Origin of the sequence: Myxococcus sp. CA033 (assembly GCF_013336625.1) — a bacterium.
Lineage (GTDB): Bacteria > Myxococcota > Myxococcia > Myxococcales > Myxococcaceae > Myxococcus > Myxococcus llanfairpwllgwyngyllgogerychwyrndrobwllllantysiliogogogochensis.
The window spans coordinates 613047-633453 of the sequence record NZ_JABUMU010000001.1 but is presented as its reverse complement, the minus strand read 5'-3'; the positions used below and the strand labels follow the sequence as shown (position 1 = coordinate 633453).

Here is a 20407-nt window from a genome sequence, read left to right as displayed (position 1 = left end):
TTCGGACGTCGTCTCTCGGGACCTCCAGGACATCGACATGACATCAGAGCCACTTCAGAAGAAGGATGGTCGGGCGAAGCGCGCCCTTTCGCTGTGCATGCTGGGCCTCTATGGCGCGAGCCTTCTCGGGTCGTGTGGCCCCATTCCGGGCAGCGGCGAGGGACTGACCGAGGCCGAGGTCTCGGAGAACCGCCTGAGCGGGGATGAGCGGCTGCTGCCGCCCGTGGGAACGGTGGTGGACACCAATGCCCTGGCCGGGCTCGCCGCGGGTGCCACCGAGGGAACGTTCTCGGTCACCCCGGATGGCGCGGCGACCTACCGTCTGCCCTTGTGGGTGCCTCCGGGCCGCGCGGGGATGCAGCCGGAGCTCGCGCTCAGCTACCACAGCCGCTCCGGGATGGGGCTGGCTGGGATGGGCTTCACGCTGACAGGGACGCTCTCCCGCATCACCCGTTGTCGCAAGACGCTGGCGCAGGACAGCGCGGTGGCGCAGGTGCGCTTCGACGCGACGGATGCGCTGTGTCTGGACGGCGCCCGGCTCATCCACCTCAACCCCGAGACGACGCAGTACGGCGCCAGCGGGAGCGTGTACCGCACCGAGGTCGACACCTTCGCCCGGGTGATGCTCTCCACCAGCACCCCGAATGGTCCGCCGGATTACTTCGAGGTGCGTCAAAAGGACGGGCGCATCTTCACCTACGGCGCCGTGCTGGCGGGGATGCGGGTCCTCCCCACCCAGGCGCTGCCCGCGGGCGTGAGCACGGCGAACCTCCAGGCGGTGCGCTACGCCTGGGCCCTGTCCGAGGTGAAGGACAGGCAAGGCAACTACCTGCGGCTCGGCTACGACCTGCTGGGCGACCAGGAGACGGGCTACGAGCAGCGGTTGAAGAACATCGAGTACACGGGCTCCTACACGGACGCGACCGTGGCCGCGCGTCTGCGTCGCGTGGAGTTCCACTACGAGCCGGGGGACCTGGATGAGTCCTACGTGGCGGGCTTCAAGATGCGCTCGGCCTCGCGCCTGGACCACATCGACATGTTCGCGCCGGACGTGCCTGTCTCCCAGTGGGAGTCGGGTCCGAGCACCCTCTGGCGCAGGTACACGCTCGAGTACCGCAACGACAGTGTCTCCGGGCGGAGCCTGCTCAAGTCCGTGCAGGAGTGTGACGGCCGGAACGCGTGCAAGGAGAAGACGTCGTTCGACTGGGAGCTGGGCTCCGAGCAGTTCCTCACCCTCAACACGGGCATCGCGGACGTCGCGGCCAACAGCGACGTCCCCGACACGTCGAGCACCCTCCATTACAAGGCCCGCGATTTCTGGAACGTGCACGTCGCGGACGTCAACGGAGACGGAAAGGACGACCTGCTCTACCGCTTCATGCGGTTCTCCTCCACGGCCGGCTACTTCCCGGCGGAGTGGCGTCTGAGGTTGAGCACCGGCTCGGGGTTCGGCGGCTACACCACGGTCAACCTGCCCAGCTCGCAGGTCGGTGACTCGCAGGATGACCTTTCGGCCGTCGACATGGACATGGACGGAAAGACGGACATCGTCGCCCTCAACCGGACCGACTGCGACAACAACATCAGCGGCCACTTCCAGGTCTACCGCTACAACGGCTCCAACTTCACGCCCGCCGTCTTGGACGGCCATGAGACGTATGCGGTGTGCGGCACGTCGACCGCGACCGTGAAGCCCCCGGGCCTCCAGGTGGCCGACCTCAGTGGTGACGGCCTGCCGGACCTGCTCCGCTCGTGGCGCCCCAGCAATGCGAGCACGAGCGTCCCGACGGAGTGGGCCTGGCGGCTCAACCAGTTGGGCATCACTGGCAGCCTGGGCTTCCCTGGCTACACCGCCATCGGCGCGCGCTCCGGCATGGACCATTCCGGCTTCGTGGCCGACGTGGACGGCGACGGCGCCGCCGAGGTGCTGCTGCGCAAGCCGAACAGCCTCCCCACCACCCAGTCACGCAGCCCGGATGGGTTCGCCGGGTACTACACCGCGGTGGGCATCAACCCGGATGGCAGCCGGCGCGAGACGGAGACGACGCTGACGGCCCTGCCCTGGGACTACGAGTTCAGCGGGCCCTTCCACTACCGCGACATGTGGATGGTGGACGTGACCGGCGATGGGCTGCCGGATGCGCTCACGCTTCACAAGGAACGTCAGCCGCATGACGGCGTCCCGCGCGAACTCCGGTTGGCCATCAACAACGGCAGTGGCTTCCTGCCTCCGCAGACGCTCTCCATTCCCGCGGGGGCCATGCCTGGCCCCTCGCAGTGGGGAGCGGTGGGGCGCTTCGTCGACAGCGGCGTGCGCCTCCTCGACTACAACATGGATGGGCGTCAAGACCTGCTGCTGACGGACAGTTACAATGACCGGGGCACCATCCGGACGAACCTCACCGTGCTGTTGTCGACGGGCGCTGGCTTCACCTCGAAGGTGCTGACCGGCCTGCCGGTGGGGATGTCCACGGGGCAGGGCTTCACCTCACCCCTGGGCTCCACCACGGATCTGGAAGGGGCCGGCTGGGGGCAGAAGCTCACGCGGGTGGGCGACATCAACGGTGACGGCCTGCAGGACATCATCCAGGTCGTCGGGAACGTCTTCACGAGCCAGCTCGTGGTGCACCTGCGCCAGGGCCTCAAGCCGGACCTGCTCCGCCGGGTCACGGATGGCAATGGCAAGTGGGCCTCCTTCGAGCACCGCGCGCTGGGGAACTCTCCGGGCCACTTCACGGCGGGCGGGTGCACCTATCCCCAGTACTGCGGGGTGCGGGGCATGTGGGCCGTCAATGCGTACATGACGGACAACGGGCTCGACGGCCCGGATGCCTTCTTCCACTGGTCCATCCTCGCCTACGAGGGGGCTCGCACGGACCTCCGCGGCCGTGGCTGGCTGGGGTTCTCCCGCCGCACCGTCACCGACCAGATAACGAGCAAGGTGACGACGACGGTCTATGACAACACCACTCGCACTGGCACGCTGTACCTGCACGCGTTCCTCCCCAAGCAGGAAGAGGTCGCCACGCCCCTGACGGGACGCACCCATACCGTCACCAGCACCTTCACCCGCGAGCCGCGCATCGCTCCGGAAGGGCGCACCCGGTTCCTCTGTCCCTCGGTGACGACCCTCTCCGAGAAGGACGGAATCTTCGGCACCGTGTCGTGGAAGCTCCAGTCCCAGGACTGCGACGGCTACGGCAATGCCACGCGGCTCTTCACCGTCGTGCGCACGGATGAGAACGCCGTCGAGGGCACCTGGACGGAGCGCGTCCTGGAGGTGGAGAACCATCCATCCACCTGGGTACTGGGCCTCACCCGGCGGGAGACGGACACGTCCTACACTCCAGCCTCGACCCGCCATCCCGGCGGACAGCAAGCCACCCGCGCCACGACGTACCAGTACTGCCCCGGAGCTTCCTGCCCGGAGTCCAATGCCCTGTGGCGCGTCACCCAGGAGCCAGAGGGCACCGCGGACACGAAGCTCTTCACCACGTACTCACGCGACCTCACCGGCCAGGTGACGTCCATCGAGACGTCGGACACGCAAGGGGTGCTGCCGCGTCTGGAGCAGATCTCCTACGAGGGCCTCGAGAAGATCTTCCCCACGGTCATCATCAACGCCGCCGGGCACCGCACCGACGTCGCTCATCACCCGGGGTTGGGAGTGGTGGCGCTCACCGAGGACCCCAACGGGGTGAGGGTGCGCAACGCGTATGACGGCTTTGGCCGCCTTCGGATGGAGACGGCTCCCTACCGGGAGGGAGGAGCTTCTGGGGGTGCCACGGTTTGGATGGAGTACCACCGTGAGGCGCCGGGAACCCGCATCACGGTCCAGCGGGACGGCAGTCCCTCCCTGACTCACAGGCTGGACCGCTGGGACCGGGAGATCTACACCCTCGTCCAGGCCGCCGACGGCTCCTGGAGTCGCGCGACGATGGCCTATGACTTCTTCGGCCGCACCTTGCGCATCACGCAGCCACGGTACGACCGCGAAGCCGAGAAGGCCACGACCTTCACCTACGACAACCTGGGGCGGAAGCTGAAGCAGACGAACCCGGACGGCTCCTTCCGGGAGTGGGTCCACGAGTGGCGCACCACGACTGTCTATGACGAGAAGCGGAACAAGACCTACGTCAACCGCAACCCGCTGGGGCAGGTGGTGCATGTGAGCGAGCTGCGGGAGCCATCCGCTCCCTGGCTGGTGACCGAGTATCTCCACGGGCCGTTCGGCGTGCTGGACTCGACGAAGGACCCGAGCGGCGCCGTCACGGTGATGGAGTACGACGTGCGGGGGCGTCGCACGAAGCTGCTGGAGCCCAAGCTGGGCGCGCTCATCACCCTCTACGACGCCTACAGCGATGTCCGTGAGGAGACGGACGCGGCGGGCGTCCTGACGCGCTATGCCCATGACACCCTGGGGCGCGAGGTGTTCATCCGGAACCCGGATGGCCAGACGCACCTGTTCTGGGACACCGCTCCCCAGGGCAAGGGGGTATTGGCCAAGGCGGAGAACGACCGGAACACCGTGGCGACCGCGGATGACGTCGTCACGACCTATTCCTACGACACGCTGGGGCGCTTCACGCAGGAGTCGCTGTCGCTCAATGGCGCGACGTACCCCGTCGACCAGAGCTACGACGGGTACGGGCGTCTGGACAAGACCTGGTATCCGACGGGCCCCGGTGGCACCCGTCTGGCCGTCCAGCAGACGTATACGGCCACGGGTTACCCCGAGTCCGTGCGAGACGCGGCCACCAGCGCCGAGTACTGGCGCGTGAAGGACCGGGATGCCGCTGGCCGCCTGCTCGTCGAGGCGCGGGGAGGCAATGTCCTCACCAGTTGGAACCGCTACGACGGCCAGGGGCGCCTGCGCTTCATCGAGTCCCGCAAGGCGGCCGGACAGCTCGTCCAGTCGCTGGCGTACAGCTACAACGCGGATGACAGCCTGCGCAGCCGTCACGACAACCTGAACCAGGTGACGGAGTCGTTCCAGTACGACGGCGTGGACCGCCTGACGCGTTGGACGGTGCAGGCGGGCTGCGACAACACCGTCACCAACTACGGCTACGACGACCTGGGCAACCTCAACGCCAGGCGGGTGGTCCGCAATGGCACACAGACCGAGCAGCTCTACTTCCAGTACGGGGCCCTCACCGCGTCACGGCATGCCATCACCGGCGTGAGCACGGACCCTGCCTTCGGCACACTGGCTGAGACGTTCAGCTACGACACCGGGGGGAACCAGACCCAGGCGAACGAGCCCGCGACGGGGCGCTTCCGCAACATCACCTATACCGCCTTCAACCTGCCCTCGACGCTGGTGACGCAGCAGGGAACGCTGACGTTCACCTACGACGCGCTCCAGCGCCGCACGCTCAAGCAGCACAGCAACGGGGACTCCACCCTCTATGTGGCGGGAGGCCTCTACGAGAAGCGCAAGAAGGCGGGCGTCGAGTCGCACGTCTTCCAGGTGATGGCCAGTGGGAAGGCGGTGGCGCAGGTGACGCTGGCCGCGAGCGGCGGCGCCACGCCTGTCACCACGTACCTGCTGCACGACCACCTGGGCTCGGTGGAGACGGTGACGAACGACGCAGGCAACGTGCTGGAGCAGCGCAAGTACCAACCCTTCGGGGCGCAGGGCCGGGCGGACGACCCGACGCTGGCGCCGGCCTCCACCGCCAGCGACGTGCGTCTGGGCTTCACCAGCCACGAGTGGGACGACGAGGCGGGGCTGGTCAACATGAAGGGGCGGCTCTACGACCCGAGGGTGGGGCGCTTCCTGACGCCCGACCCGGTGGTCAAGGCGCCCTATTCCAGCCAGGCGTTCAACCGCTACAGCTACGGCTTCAACAACCCCCTGCGCTACGTCGACCTCAGCGGGTTCACGCCCACCGAGTCCTCGAGTGTCGTGGGCACCTGGCATACGGCGGACGGCGAACTGATGGAGATCTGCGGCTCGGCGAACCCCGGTGACTGCGGCGCTCCCAGCGTGGGAACGGGGACTGGTGACGGAGTCGGACAGGGTGACAGCACTCCTTCGGCCGTCGCGGGTGGGGCCGACCAGAACGGCAGCATGGAGACGGGCTACGTCGAGTCCTCGTGCAAGTACTGCGTGGGAGATGGTCGCGGCCTGTTCGCGATGAACGACCAGCAGATGGATTCGCTCCAGGGATGGCTGCGGGAGACCAAATGGTCCTACGTCCCCTTCGTGGGGCTCGGCACCACGTCGCTCAACCTGATGCTGTCGTTGATGCGAGGCGACAATGATGAGCTGGCCAGTGATGTGACTCAGGTGGTCATCTCACTTGCCTCCGCGAAGGTGGTGGGGTTCGCGTTCAAGACCGCGGCACCCATCGTCACCTCGGCGACCCGCAGTTTGATCAACAGGGCGGGGCTCGCCCTCGCCCCGAGATTCCCGCTCGGAGGCTGCTTCGTCGCGGGGACTCCCGTCCTCACCGCGGAGGGACTGAGGCCCATCGAGGAAGTCCTGGCGGGAGACTGGGTGTGGGCCTGGAACGAGAAGACGAAGGAGCCGGGCTGGCACCGGGTGACGAGGACCTTCATCAAGCCGGAGAGGGTGGTGCTCCGCGTCGTCCTGGAAGCACCTGATGGCACTCGTGAAGAGCTCGGAGTGACGGCGGAGCATCCGTTCGGCGTCGCCGGCCAGGGCTGGACGGAGGCACAGGACCTCCGCGCCGGGGATGAGGTCGAAAGCGCCACGGGACAGCTCCTGCGCGTCCTCTCCGTCGCGACGTCCGCCGAGCAGCAGGTCGTCTTCAACTTCGAGGTGGAGTTCGCCCACACGTACTTCGTCGGGGAGTTCTCCTCGTGGGTCCACAACAACTCGGTGAGCGGGCTGGCCGTGAAGGAAGCCGTGTCCTTCACCTACGGCGAGCTGCGCAAGGCGGGCCTGCACCTCACCGACCGGATGTCCGGAAACCAGTTCGTGAAGCTGGTCAAAGACATCCAGAAGGACGGCATCAAGGACAAGCTCATCAACTTCGTCAAAATCGCGAACGAGAACTACGTCGTGCTCGGAAACAACCGGTTGCAAGCCGCGCGAAAGCTGGGCCTCGCCGATGAGTTGATCTTCAAGGAGGTGCAGCTGCCGTTCCGAGGGTTCAAGACGGAGGATGATGTCATCGAGGCCGCCGCCGATTTCCTGAGCGGAGGCTGAGACAGCAGGACTCCGTGAGGGTGGTGCCCCGGGTGGAGCGGGTGCCACCGCACAGGCCCTGCCGGCGGCGGAATGCCGGCAGGGCCTGTGTCCCTTCGAGTCTGGCGGAGCGTGGGCCCGCTCACTCCATGACCATCGCCTCTGGATTGGCGATGGTCTTCAGCATGGGCCCGCTGGGGCCGCCGTTGCGGATGCACTCATTCGAGTATTGCGTGACGATGTTGAGGCAGCCATCTGGCGGATTGCCCCACTGGAGGACGGAGTCCATCCACGCCGGACCGTTCGTCGACGTGTAGGTGCCCAGCGGCTGCCAGGGGATGATGACGGGGCGATCCCACCCAATCCACGGCGTGCCTCTTCCTGTTTCGTCGCTCAGGAGCTCGCCGTTGAAGAGTGTCTTGTACACATGCGAGCCGGTGTCCGGATAGGCGCCGTGTGAACCAAAGGCCACATAGGTCTCGGGATGGAAGTTCAAGAGGCCCAGCGCTTTGTCTCCATAGACGAAGAGCTGCCCTTCGGCATGCTGGGCCATGAAGACATGGGTCGGTCTCCCGTCGACGAAGCGCACGGTGACGTGCTCCCAGTCGCCCACGTGGTTGCCGAAGGTCGAGAACTTCCCGAGGCAGGAATGCACGGCATTGTAGAAGCCCACGCAGACGCGCTTGCCTCCGTTGTAGGGGTAGAACATCCAATAGACGACGTCGGTGGTCTGGGTTGCGCCTCCCGCCTGGGTGCGAGGGATGATCTGCGCATACATCGGCACGTGGGTCGTCGGGTCCGGACGCTGGCCGTGCAGGAACGCGGGGTCCGTACAGGAGGCGCAGCCCAGTGGCTCGCGGGTCTCCATGAAGTACCCGACAGGCGTCACGTTCGCGAGGAAGAACTCGGCGGAGGACGGCCAGTAGTATTCGTCTGGATGGAGCCAGACCAGGGGCGCGTACTGGAGGACGGTGAGGTCATCGACCGGGGCACCCTGGAGTTCGGCGTTGGCGAGGGCGCTCTTGTTGAGGGCCCAGAAGAGACTGGCATTGGCGGCGCCATAGCCGACCTGGCCCACCATGGATGAGGCGGTCAGGGACCGGTGGTCCGTGGCATTGGCCTGGAAGACAGTGCCGTCGCGATAGGCACTCGAGCCCCTGTCGTCCCACAGCCAGGCAGGGCTTGCGGGCAGGACATACTCACTGCGGACACACCGGATGAGCTGGGTGGACGGCTTGTCATAGCCCAGGGTGGCCACCGAGCCGAGGCAGGTATAGCCAGGAGCGGGCCTGGGGTGCCAGAAGCTGGCATCGTGAGAGCCGCGGGTGTGTTTGTCATCCCAGACGAGGTCATAGTCGATGGGAGGCGCCAGCACGTCCCCCTCACCGGAGACCACGAAGGTCATCCGAGGCGGTGAGCCATGGGAGGGCATGGCCACGTCGCCCAGGGAGTAGTGGCCCGGGAACCGGTCGAGCCTGGGACGCCAGACGGAGATGTTGTCGTGCGCTCCGGTGTTGTGGTCGTCGTAGACCCAATCGAAGTGGGTCTCTGCCTGGACCGAGAGGCGCAGCGGGTAGCGGAGCCGGGCCTTGTCGGAGCGCAGGGTGAAGTCGGCCGTCTGCCCGGCCTGGGTCGTCGCGGCGACGAGCTTGTAGCTGCCGGGCTGGAGGTCATAGGCGATGCGCGCGCGTGAGCCGCCAAGGGGGTCGTTCGCCTCGGCGAGCACGTTTCCGCTGGAGTCGAGGAGGTAGAGGTAGGGGCCGGCGTTGTTGGCTTCGAGGTCGAAGGTGACGATGTCGGGCGGGCCGGAGTGCTCGACGAGGAACTGACGGTTGGCGGGACTGGTTCGGCTCTGGCCTCCGGAAGAGAGCCACTGGCCATGGAGGATGTTGTTGTTGCGGGAGGTGGTGGACTCGACGACGAGGCTGGAGGTGACGGCGTTGAGGAGGCTGCCGGTGAGGTCCGTGTCCTGGGTGAGGACGATGCGCTGGCCGGAGAAACCCGAGTCCGCGTAGAGGGTGACCTGGAAGCCATCGGGCACCTTGAGGGAGCGGAGGGTGTCATTGCCCAGCGTGAGCTGGTTGATGTCATACCGGCCCGCGCGCAGGGATTGACGGACTCCTCCGAAGTTGTGCTGGGAATAGACGGACACGGGGGCTTCCACCTTGATGCTGGAGGCCCGTTTGTCCCAACCATTGCCCGTCAGGAGGGTGTCGGAGGTGAAGGTGATGGAGCTGCCGGAGAAGCGCGAGTGCTCGTAGAGGGTGACGGCCCAGCCCCTGGGGACGTGGACGGAGCTGATGGTGTCGTTGCCGACGGTGAGCTGGTGCTGGTCATACCAGCCGGGCTGGAGCGCCTGGGCGGAGGGCTCGGCGCCACCGGAGGGGTAGACGCGTGCGACAGGCGTCCAGGCGACAGGTGGAGCGGCGTAGAAGAGGGGGAGGGCGCCGCCGAGCGCGGGGTCGGCGCCGAGTGGAGCCGTCCAGCCGCAGTAGCCGCCGCCAGTGATGGAGACGACCTGGTCGACGAAGCTGTAGGACGCGGCGCCCAGCTGGCTGAAGCCACTCGTCACGAAGTAGTCGGCGGGCAGCTTGAACGGGGTGCCGCGCAAGTCGACGTTGGCCCTGCCGGAGCCGCCCCAGTCACAGGACATGGCGGTGGCGTAGGGCATGGTGGAGATGTTGGCCTGGCCATTGTGTGAGAGCGCGCCGGTGGACGTCGCGAACCGCCGGTCGGACGTATCGACCTCGAGCGTGACGGGGTTGATGCGCAGCTTGGAGAAGACGGTGCGGACGTTGCTGCCGGGGGCCGCGCCACCCGCGGTGTATTGAGAGAAGTTGGAGTGGAGGCCATGCTCGGGGAGCGGGAGATACTCGGTGGGAGTGCCGGCCATGTCGTGGCACCAGGCCTTCCAGGGCCGGGCGGCGTCCCCCATGAGGTGAAGGGTGTACTCACCATCTCCGGCCTGGGGCCTGGCGTTCTTGATTTCCCGGCAGGACTTCTCGCGCAGCGGGGCCAGCTGTTGCTGGAGGACGGGCAGGGCCTCTGTCTCCCCGGGCAGGGATTCGGAGTGCCCGTCCGACTCGATGCCTTCGCCCTGGCAACCCGTGGAGAGCGCGAGGAGTCCCCCGAGGAGCACTGCGCGCCATGCCGCGGATTTCAATGAAACACCCAGACTCATGTCGTGAACCCTTCGCTTGATTCAAGGCGGGGGTGGACGCAGGTCGTGGTCACCCCTTCTTGAATGAGGACTGCCCACGAGCGGGGTCCTCGAAGGATGCCGCGCGGTGGGGGCCGCGAGGAGGCTCGAGGGGGTTACTCCGTGGGTGGAGTGCGTCGTCTCCGGGCTGGAGACGGCGAAGGGTTTTCGCGTGTGATTCCCGGGGATTTATCCGGCGCGCCCTTTCGGAGGGAGGCACAGGCGGAGAACCCGCATCACGTCCTGACCCAGGAGGGTCATAAGCGGCCCGTTCGGTCAGGGCTGAAGTGTTTCTGGAGTAGAAAAGTACGCCAGTCGCGACTTTTGAAGATTCGCGGTTTTCCTGAGACAGTCGAGGGGCCGGCTCACGCGTGGGTGGCCCGGTCATCCCGTCATCGTGGAGACATCATGAAACTGCTATCGAAGTCCCTGTTCGCAGGAGTCGCGGCGCTCGTGTTGGCCCCGCTGTCCGCGTCGGCCCTGCCTCCGGACTGTTCCCAGGACCGTTGCAATGAGAGCACGCCGTGCTGGCTGGTCTGTGCCATTCCCTGGAGCATGCAGGTCGTCACCTGTGAGGAGTGGGTGACCGAGTGGGAGTACGGCACCTGTGGCGGCGCGGCCCTGGGGACCGAGGAGGACGAGCTGTCGTCGTCGGAGTCGTCGCGTGATGACGCCGCGCTCGTGGCCCCCATCTGCGCGCCGCCGATGCTGGCTGCTCGGGCCGTGACGCTGTAGCGCCGGTTCATCCTGAGCGGTCGAGTCCATCACTCGCATGCTGGCGGGTGATGGACTCCCGTCAAGGCTTCCGGCGACTCAGGGCTCCCTGCCTCGCCTGGCGGATCGCGGTGTTTGATTTCAGAGAAACAAGAAGCCTCGGCGGTGCTTCGGTCCGTCCTCGGAAGGTGCCTTGTTCCGCGGCGGGTCGGATGACGAACAGCCAGGTGCTCCGCGGCACGGGGAGGAATCCAGCTCAAGAGGACCATCGTAAGGGCTCGTGAAATCAATCCGGTACATCCTTCGGGAGAGCCCATGCCCCTTATCAGGAAGCCGCACCCGTTCCTCGCCGCGCTCGCTACCGCGCTCTTCCTCACGGCCTGTGGTGACGACGACGACCCGAATCCGACTCCCGGCACGGGGCTGGATGGCGCGCCGGAACCGGTCATGGTGGGAGAGGTCATCGCCCTGACCGCATCGGACACGCTCGTGTCCTTCAATCGCGCGACCCCCGATGTCCTGGTGGGCTCCATCGCAGTAACGGGCCTGGACGCAGGGGAGTCGCTCTTGGGCATCGACTACCGTCCCGCCGACTCGCAACTGTATGGCCTCACCAGCGGGGCGCGAATCGTCACCCTCGCCCCGGACACCGGCATCGCCACCGTGAAGGCCACGCTGTCCGCCATGACAGGGGACGACAATCCGTTCACGGGCCTCGTCGGCACCGACTTCGCCGTGGACTTCAATCCGGTGGCGGACCGCCTGCGCGTGGTGAGTGACAGCGGGCAGAACCTGCGCATCAATGTCGACACCGGCGACACCATCACGGATGTCGCCATCAATGGCGGCAATGGCGGCGCGCAGGTCAGCGGTGCGGCCTACACCAACTCCTTCGCGGAGACCGCCACCACCCGCCTCTTCGTGCTGGATGCGGCGACCGACACTGTCTACCTCCAGGATCCGCCGAACAACGGCACACTCTCCGCGCCGGTTGCATTGGGCGTGGATGCCTCGGGGGTGAATGGCTATGACATCGATGCGCGGACCAACGTCGGTTATGCCGCGCTGACGGTGGGCGGTACGCAGCGCCTGTATCGCATCACTCCGGAGAATACTTCGGCCCCCGCCACGGAAGTCGCGGCCATCGGCTCGACGGAGCCCCTCAAGGGGCTGGCCCTGAAGCAGGAGTCGGGCGCCACGGTCTACGGTCTCACCACCGACAACCAGCTCGTGCGTGCCGCCGTCTCAGCGCCCAACACGCTGACGGCAACGGTGGCGCTGACGGGGGTGCCAGCAGGGGAGACGTTGCTCGGCATCGACCTGCGCCCGGCGGACCGGACGATGTATGCCCTGTCGTCCGCCGGGAAGCTCTACACGGTGGACACGCAGACAGGCGCGGTCACCGCGAAGGCCACCCTGAACGCGGACCCCGCCGACACCACGGAACCCTTCACCGCGCTGTCGGGGACTCAGTTCGTCATCGACTTCAATCCCGTGGCGGACCGTTTGCGCGTGGTGAGCGACACGGGGCAGAACCTGCGCATCAACGTCGACACGGGTGCGACAACCACGGACGGCGCCATCAACCGGACGCCGGGTGCCGTCGTCTTCGGTGTGGCGTACACGAACAGCGTCATGGGTGCGACGACGACGACGTTGTTCGACCTGGAGCGCAACAGCAACGTGCTGACTCAGCAGGTGCCCCCCAACGATGGCACGCTGGTGAACGTGGGTGCGCTGGGCGTGACGTTTGTCGGCGCGACGGGGTTTGATATCGCTGGCGGCGACAACGGGCTGCCGCTGGCGGCGGGCCGCACGGCGGCCAGTGGTCCCTATGTGCTGTATCAGGTGAATCTGCTGACGGGCGCCGCGACGTTCTTTCCGCGCACCGCCACGACCGCGGAACAGGCGGCCATCGGTGGGGCTTCCGGTCCGGAGCTGCGGGACATCGCCATCGTGTACTGACGCAGGCACCTGAAGGATGGGAGCGCCGCCATTCCCTGCCTTGCGCGCAGGGGTGGCGGCGCATCCGCGTGGAGAGGTACGCACCTCGCCCTTCCCGGTCGGTCTCGTAGTGCGCGCCGCTGTCCACCGAGGCCCGCCGAGCCGTGGAGAATCCGGGATGGGCTTCAGTCCGCTCCGCGCTTGCCAGACACCGCGCTCCGCACGGGCTGCTCCGGTACCGAGGGGCCTTCCACGGCGTCTGTTCCCGATACCTGCGCCGTGGCGCGCGCCTCCCTGCGCTTGCGCCAGTAGAGGAACACAGGCACGCCCGCGCCGAGCAGCAGCGTGCCCTTGAGCGCGTTGAGGGGATTGGAAGCAGTGGACCCCACCACGACGTAGAGCGCCGCCGCGATGAAGAGCAGGGGCGTGACGGGATGGCCGGGCACCCGGTACGTCACGCGGGGCACCTGTCCCTGACGCTCCCGGGCCCGGTAGACGAAGAGCGTGGCGGCCGTGGCGCCGAAGACAAGCCAGTCCGCGAAGACGACGTAGTCGAGCAACTCGCCGTAGGTCCCCGTGCTCGTGAGGAGGATGGCCCAGACCGCCTGGAAGACGATGGCCGCCGAGGGCGTGTGGTAGCGCGGATGCAGGCGCGCCATCCACGGGAAGAACAGCCCATCCGCCGCCATCGCCTGATAGACGCGGGGCGACACGAGGATGACGAGGTTGAGGAACCCGAAGGTGGAGAGCGCCACGCCCGCCGTGATGAAGGTGCGGCCCGTGGGCCCCAACAGGAGCCCGAGCGCATCCGCCGCGGGAGCGTTGCTCGCGGCCAGCCCCTCCGCGCCGAGCGTGCGCAGGTAGGTGAGGTTCGCGAGCAGGTACACCGTCACCACGCCGATGACGCCCCAGAGGAGCGCGCGGGGCAGGTTGCGCTCCGGATTCACCAGCTCCTCGGCCACGAAGTTGGTCTGTTGCCAGCCGCCGTAGCTGAAGAGGACGGGAACCAGCGCGGCGCCGAGAGCCAGCACGATGGAGTCCGGAGGCGAGGGGGGCGTAGTATTCCCCACCGAGGGAGAGGCCCCCGCGAGCAGCAGTCCCGCGCCCACGAGCACCGCGAGCGCCACCAGCTTGAGCACCGTGAAGACGTTCTGCGTGAGCGCCCCGGGCCGCACGCCGAAGTAGTTGATGCCGGAGAGCAGCACGATGGCGCCGACGGCGAGCGGAAACCGGTAGCCGTCCGCGAGGCCCGTCAGCGCCACCGTGTAGTTGGCGAAGGTCACCGCCACCGCGGCGATGGCGCCGGTGGCGATCATCAGCAGCATTCCCCAGGCATTGAGGAAGGCGGGCAGCTCGCCAAAGGCATCTCGCAGGTAGACGTAGCTGCCGCCCGCCTTGGGGATTCGCTGTCCCAGCTCGCCGTAGATGAAGGCGCCGATGAGCGCCACGCCACCGCCGAGCAGCCAGGCCCCCAGCGTGAGAGCGGGGGTGTGCACGCGCTGGGCGACGATGGAGGGGTTGAGGAAGATGCCCGAGCCGATGATGCCGCCGATGACGAGCATCACCCCCGAGAACAGGCCCACCCGCCGCGAATAGCCTCCGCCCGGCGTGCCTGACGGAACTCCAGCTTCATGCTCGAGAGGAGGGCTCATGGCCGCCGAGCATAGTCCGAGGGCGGACGCCGACCAGAGTCAGGCGCGTGAGAGCCATGCCCAAAGCCGCTGCGCGGGAATCGCTGGAACGCGAAAGAGGGCCGGTGGACGACCCGGCCCTCCTCCGCGATGGACTCACGACAGGTGTCGCTACCTGTGGTCCTCGTAGAACTCCTTCAGCTCCTGCTCCGCGCTCTCCAGGTTCTCGGTCGCCTTGTCGATTTTCTTCTGGAGGGCGCGGTCCTCGGCCGCCAGCTCGTTGATGCGCTGGTGGACGTAGTCCATGCGCTCCTCATCCGGCAGGGACTGGCTCGCCTCTTCGAGGTAGCTGCCCAGCTCCTGGTGGAGGGCGGCCTGCTGCTGCGCCATCTCCTGGAGGGCCTCGCGGATGAAGCGGGCCCGCGACTGCGCCACCGGCTCGCTGAAGAGGGGATTGGTGCCGTTGATGCAACCGCCGATGAACTTCACGACCTTGATTGCGGCGTTGGCCTTGCGGACCCCGGAGACCACCGGGTTGTTCAAGAACCGCTTGCCCATGTCGTACCCGGCCTTCACGCCCGAGACGACCTTGGGACCGCCGACCTGCACGCCCGCGGCGATGGCGATGGGCGCACCCACGCTGACCGCGTTGCCGACCGCGTCCCCCGTGGGAACGTTCTTCTCCTCGGTCCCCGTCGGGTCCACCAGGTCCAGCGGACGGTTGCTCACGTAGCTGTAGAGGTTGCACTCGACGGGACTGGCGCGGCACTTCTCCAGGTCCTCGAGGAACAGCGGGTCCGGAGTGGTGAAGCGATTGATGCGGGCGTCGTAGTCGCGGACCCCCATGCGCACGAAGCCCAGGTCCGCGTCGTAGGCCTTCTCCACGTAGTCCAGCGCCGCCGAGCCCGTGGGGTGTGTCGCCCGGTCACCGAACGGCGAGGCCACCCGCTGCGTCCCGTCCGCATCCGCCATCACCGTGCCACGGCGGTCGGTGGACAGCAGGCGGAAGGCGCCATTCTCCAACGCGCCCACCAACTGCGCATCCACGCGCACCGGCTGGGTGAGTCCCGCGCCATCCAGATACGCGCCGCCCTCCAGATATGCCGCGAGCGGTGCCCCGGACGCATCACGCTTCAACAGGCGCTCTCCGTCCTCGTCGTACACGAAGCTCCAGCTCTGGGCGCCCTTCTGCGCGGAGGCCACCTGGCCGTCCGGCCCATAGGTGAGGCTCAGGTCGTCCCGGGCCACCGTGCGGCCCAGACCGTCCCGCGTGTACGTCACGCCACCGACCACCCACGTGTTCGCGCCCGTGACGAGGTTGCGAGTCCCCGAGGCATCGGAGATGAACGTGGACAGGCCCAGCGCGTCGAAGCCGTAGTCATACGCATGCTGCGCGTCCTGGGCCGAGGCCAGGAAGCCCTGGGGTGAATAGCCGTACTGCCGCGCGAGCGTCGTGCCACCGAAGCCCATCACCTCGCTGTCGGTGAGCCCGCGAGCATTCAGCTTCCAGGCGATGGAGGAGCTCCAGGCCGGCGTGGTGTGCGCGAGGCTGGTGCGCTGCCGGGTGAGGACGTCGTAGCCCAGCGACACCGACGTGCCGCCACCGAAGTCCACCATCGCCGTCTTGCCCAGGGCGTTGTACTGCACGCTCGCCCAGGGCTGACCGTTGCGCGTCAGTGCGCTCATCCGGCCCCAGGCATCCCAGACGTAGCCGAGCGACGTGGTGGACAGGACGCCGCCACCCGCGTCCTTCACGCGCGTGACTTCCTGCCGCACCTCTCCGCTCTCCGCGTACGTCAGCTCGCTCTCCACCGTGCGCCAGCCGGTGAGGCTGAGCGTCGACTTCGTCAACGTGCCGTCCGTCCGGTACTCCATCCGCTTCGTGTACCCGTCACCCGACGTCGCGGTGAGCAGGCCCGGCACGCTCGTGTTGGCGGGAGCCGCCGGCGAGGCACCGTCGTAGTAGAGCTGGTACGACTTCACGCCCCCCGTGCTCGTGTGGGTGATGCCGGTGCGGCGGCCTATGCCGTCGTACTGGTAGCCCTCGCTGCGCATCAGCGTGTTGCTCGGCGTGCGGAAGCGCTTCGCGGACACGAGCCAGGTCCCGGGGGCGTACTCGAAGTCCACGTTCGCCACGCCATCGCGCTCCACGCGTTCGACGCGACCATAGGCGTCGTAGGACAGCCGGTGCCCCTGGTTGTCCGGCATCGTCACGCCCCGCAGGCGCCCCAGCGCGTCGTAGGTGTAGGAATAGGCGAAGCCGAGCTCATCCTCGTACCGCGTCATCCGCTTCGCCGCGTCCAGGAACTGCCGACGCGTCTGCGTGCTGTTCTCCTGGGTCTCCACGACGAGCCGTCCCCCCGACAGCGCCCAGGACGTGGCCAGGGTCTGCTGGACGTCGACGTGGTGGCGCAGCACCTTCTCCACGTCGTAGCCGAAGACGGCTGTGCGCACGCTCGACGTCTGCTCGATGCCACCCAGCAGCGTGGCGTAGTCCAGGGCCGCCATGTCGGCGTTGGCCGGCAGGTTGGGACGCACGTACCGCGTCTTCTCCCGCTGCTGGCGGCTGTGCAGCGTCAGGCCGTCCACCACCCAGCCTTCGGGGACCAGGCGCGTCCTGGCCACGTCTTCCCCGGCGGCGGTGGAGTACTCCTCCGTGTAGCGCCGGGCATTGCCGCCAGCGTCCACCAGCGCCGTCGCGGCGATTCCGGCAGGGCGGGTGGCGGTGGCGAACCGGTAGCTGAGCGTCTCGTTGGGGTTCACCTCGCTCGCGGCGCCCAGGGCGTCCCACCGCTTCGCCAGTCGCTCCATCCCGTCGTAGCGGAAGCGCTCCACATGGGTGCTCGCGCCACGTCGGGTGGTCATCGTCAGGAGTCCGTCATGCAGCGGGTGACGCTCGGTGACCTCCAGCGCCACGCCGTCCGGCTGGGTCACCTTGGAGAGCAGCAGGCGGCCCGGGGTGTACTCGAACGACGTGCTGCCCCGGCCCGGCTCGCTCACCGTCTTCACGGTGAAGTCCGGCCAGTAGCTCACCGTCTGGAGCGGCATGGCGCCCTGCGGCCCCTGGGCGACGACGCTCTGCACGAGCCCCACGGTGTTGCGGGTGATGACACCCTGGTACGAGAAGTTCAGCGAGGACTGCGGATGCGTGCCCGCATACGTCAAGGTGGCGGGCAGGCAGTGCAGGTGCTTGACGAGCGCCGGCAGGCTGGCGCGTCCCAGCGTGGTGGTGAGGGTGCCCCACGGGGTGGCGCGCACCTGCTGCTGCGGGCACAGACCGTCGAAGGCGACCGTCTTCGTGGACTCGGTGAGCGTCACCGCCGGCAGGCTCGCGTCGCGGAAGCCCTGCCCCTCTTCCTTCAAGCGCTTGAACGTGACGCCCTGGTGCGTGGCGTCCTCGTACTCGCGGAAGGAGACCTCGCGGACCTGGGGCGTGAGCGCGTCCGTCCGCGTGTCGGAGAGCAGCAGGCCGGCGAAGTCATCTCCATTGAGGAAGTTGACCGCGTGGCTCTCCTGCGGCGCGGTGCGCACGACGCTGTCGAAGCCGACGAGGAAGCCACCCTGCGAGTGGTAGTTGGCGCCGAAGTACTGGTAGGCGTAGGTGATGGTGTCGTAGCCCGAGGACGCCGACGTCAGCGACGCCAGCACGGGCTGGCGGAAGCGGGCCCCGGGGGCGGCGGGCAGGCGCGTGTACGTGAAGCCCAGCAGGGTGCCCTTGCCGTCGTCCGCCGACTTGAGCAGGCCTGTCTCCGGGCCATCCAGCGACGTGCTGTAGGCATCCGAGCCCTTCGTCACGGTGAGGCTGGTGTTGCCGCTGCCCGCGAAGTCGCCCTGAGTCAAAGCGCTCGTCGTCCCGTTGAAGAAGGTGAGCGCGGGGACGGTGACCTCGCGGAACTCGCTGCCGTTGTTGACGAAGAGCAGGGCCAGGCCCGCCTTCGACAACAGCACGTCCGACATGCCGTCGCGATTCACGTCGACGAACATGGCCGAGTACGTCGCGAGCTGCGCCAGGCTGGTGCCGTTCTTCGTCAGCACGGGGAACAGCTTGCTGGACGCCGAGTCGAAGGCGTACCTGCCGGTTCCTGGCCACACATGCAGCCCGTTGGAGAGGCGCGCGACGATGTCTGGGATGCTGTCGCCGTTCATGTCATGCACCCACGTCGCCGTCGCCGACACGCTCGGCGTCAACGTGCCGTTGAGGGTGGCACCGAACTGCGTACCAGGCGCCGCGCTGCTCGTATTGGGACGCACCTGGAAGCCGCCCGGGACGACGCGGATGAAGTCCGGCTGCTGGTCGCTGTCCAGGTCCACGAAGCGGGTGTGCGGGCCCAACTGCCACGCGCCCGTCAGGGACTGCTGGGACAGCAGCGTGCCTGCGCGGTCACACACGCGGATGTCCGTGGTGGAGCCGCTGGTGTTGGTGATGGCCACGACTTCGGGCTTGAGCTGGTTGGGCCGCAGACGGGCCAGCAGACGCGGCTCGTTGCTCACGTGGGCCGTGGGACGGCACACGGACTGCGTGCCGGCGTTGGCGGGAGGCAGGGCCTCGGCGCGGAAGCCGGAGTCCTCCTGGACGTAGAGCATCTGGGCCTGGGCATGCTCGAAGTCGAGCCGTCCATCCTCATCCTCGTCCAACAGCGAGGCGCGCCAGGGCTGGATGGCGTCCTGGCCCGCGGTGGCGAGCGTCGCGTCCAGCTTCGTCACCCGGCTGAAGGTGGCGGTGGCGAGCGCGTCCGCGGACGTGTGGTAGGTGTAGCGGGCCGTGGGCGCCACCGTCACGTCGGGCGCGGTGCCGTAGCTCTGGTCCACCTGGGACAGGTAGAAGGCCACGCCGTCCACGGGCTCCGTGTAGGCGAGCTGGTACTGCCACCGCGCCTCGAAGAGGCCCGTGCTCGCGCTCTTCGCCTTCACCGACAGGGTGGACACGCGGCGGTCCAACCGCAGCTTCTTGCTCGAGCGGAAGTCGTCCACTGGCTTCGCCAGCGTCGCGTAGCCCAGGTCCACCTGGTACTGGAAGTCCGTGCCGGTGCCGCCGTACCGCACCGTCTTCAGGAAGAGGCGGCCCGTCGCATTGGCCTCGTAGGTGAAGTGCGTCTTGCGGCCCGTTGCGCTCACCACCTCGCGCAGGGACCAGGAGTAGGTACCCTTCACGGTGTTCACCTGCGCCGAGCCCGCGACTCCACCCGCGCCATCACCGAAGCTCCAGACGCTGCCGTCGGGGTGATAGGCGGTGAGGCCCGTGGCGGACTGCTCCACGCGCATGGCGGGGTTCATGTCGGCGGGGTACCAGGCACCATCGGCGCCGAGGACGAGCCGTCCCCAGGGGCTGGTGAGCTCGTCCGTCGCGTAGTCCAGGTCGCCACGAACACGCCACCGGCGAATCTCCAGCCGCGTCTGCCAGCCATGTCCCCACTCCGACTGGCCAGCATCGGAGGAGTAGGTGGGGAAGGGCGAGCCGAGCACCTCGCCCCGGTCCTTCGGAACGGCGAAGGGGGAGGCGAGCGCGAAGCCACCGCGCGCCACATCCGCCGCGCCGAAGGCCGTCTGCGCATAGGTGCCGATGAGGGAGCCCCGCTGCGGAGCGGCGAGCTGGGGCGGTTGAATCTTGGCGTCCGTGAAGCCGGCGGGCTGCGCGAGCGCGAGAGGGGAGACGAGCAGGGCGGTGCCGCCCAGCATCCTTCGGAAGAGGGATAGCGGTTTCATGTTCCTACCTGATGGGTGAAGTACGAAAGAGAGAGGCGCTGCGAGATGGCTGGGGAG

At 67.7% G+C, this 20407-nt stretch carries 6 protein-coding genes; 3 read left to right on the top strand and 3 right to left on the bottom strand.

The genetic code is table 11. From position 1 onward, the window contains the following. Positions 1-37: 37 nt before the first annotated feature. A complete protein-coding gene (locus tag HUA78_RS02430; protein WP_174475579.1) occupies positions 38-7180 on the top strand; it encodes an FG-GAP-like repeat-containing protein in 7143 nt (2380 codons plus the stop codon). A gap of 121 nt (positions 7181-7301) precedes the next feature. Here the strand turns inward: HUA78_RS02430 and HUA78_RS02425 are convergent, their stop codons facing one another. Beyond that, positions 7302-10340: a Vps62-related protein gene (locus HUA78_RS02425; RefSeq protein ID WP_217442324.1), complete on the bottom strand. Its 3039-nt coding sequence runs from the start codon at positions 10338-10340 to the stop codon at positions 7302-7304. A gap of 426 nt (positions 10341-10766) precedes the next feature. Between HUA78_RS02425 and HUA78_RS02420 the strand changes: the two genes are divergently transcribed. Then, the gene (locus HUA78_RS02420) at positions 10767-11093 is read left to right on the top strand and encodes a hypothetical protein (RefSeq protein ID WP_141642738.1); all 327 of its coding nucleotides are present in this window, start codon (positions 10767-10769) and stop codon (positions 11091-11093) included. A gap of 294 nt (positions 11094-11387) precedes the next feature. Next, positions 11388-13037 (top strand): DUF4394 domain-containing protein, encoded by a 1650-nt coding sequence (locus tag HUA78_RS02415; RefSeq protein ID WP_174475577.1) that lies wholly within the window; start codon positions 11388-11390, stop codon positions 13035-13037. A 164-nt stretch (positions 13038-13201) separates the two neighbouring features. Here HUA78_RS02415 and HUA78_RS02410 read toward each other — a convergent pair whose 3' ends face one another. Then, positions 13202-14668: an APC family permease gene (locus HUA78_RS02410; RefSeq protein WP_174475576.1), complete on the bottom strand. Its 1467-nt coding sequence runs from the start codon at positions 14666-14668 to the stop codon at positions 13202-13204. Positions 14669-14818: 150 nt separating this feature from the next. Beyond that, on the bottom strand, positions 14819-20350 hold the full coding sequence (locus HUA78_RS02405) for an RHS repeat-associated core domain-containing protein (RefSeq protein ID WP_174475575.1): 5532 nt from the start codon (positions 20348-20350) through the stop codon (positions 14819-14821). Positions 20351-20407 lie beyond the last annotated feature (57 nt).

Bases quoted from the DNA above. Each gene is read 5' to 3' on its own strand.
- HUA78_RS02430 (WP_174475579.1), top strand. From the start codon at position 38: ATGACATCAGAGCCACTTCAGAAGAAGGATGGTCGGGCGAAGCGCGCC.
- HUA78_RS02425 (WP_217442324.1), bottom strand. From the start codon at position 10,340: ATGAGTCTGGGTGTTTCATTGAAATCCGCGGCATGGCGCGCAGTGCTC.
- HUA78_RS02420 (WP_141642738.1), top strand. From the start codon at position 10,767: ATGAAACTGCTATCGAAGTCCCTGTTCGCAGGAGTCGCGGCGCTCGTG.
- HUA78_RS02415 (WP_174475577.1), top strand. From the start codon at position 11,388: ATGCCCCTTATCAGGAAGCCGCACCCGTTCCTCGCCGCGCTCGCTACC.
- HUA78_RS02410 (WP_174475576.1), bottom strand. From the start codon at position 14,668: ATGAGCCCTCCTCTCGAGCATGAAGCTGGAGTTCCGTCAGGCACGCCG.
- HUA78_RS02405 (WP_174475575.1), bottom strand. From the start codon at position 20,350: ATGAAACCGCTATCCCTCTTCCGAAGGATGCTGGGCGGCACCGCCCTG.